Consider the following 214-nt stretch of genomic DNA (forward strand, 5'->3'; position numbering starts at 1 on the left):
AATGGTAGCGTAGCTTTAAAAATGATTGAAGCCAACAATTATGACTTGGTTTTTATGGACATACAGATGCCCGTTATGGACGGCATAATTGCTACCAAGTCGATTCGGAATTCTTTAGAGCTAAAGGCAAAAGCCAACATCCCGATCGTAGCCATGACTGCCCATGCCATGTCAGGCGATCGGGAACATTTTCTGGTGGCAGGAATGAACGATT

At 43.9% G+C, this 214-nt stretch carries 1 protein-coding gene; it reads left to right on the forward strand.

The window, feature by feature from the left end:
• A partial coding sequence (locus DVDV_RS21765) for a response regulator (RefSeq protein WP_139311722.1) occupies positions 1-214 on the forward strand: 214 nt, incomplete at both ends.

Source organism: Desulfovibrio sp. DV, assembly GCF_001936595.1.
In the GTDB taxonomy this organism is placed as follows: Bacteria; Desulfobacterota; Desulfovibrionia; order Desulfovibrionales; family Desulfovibrionaceae; genus Solidesulfovibrio.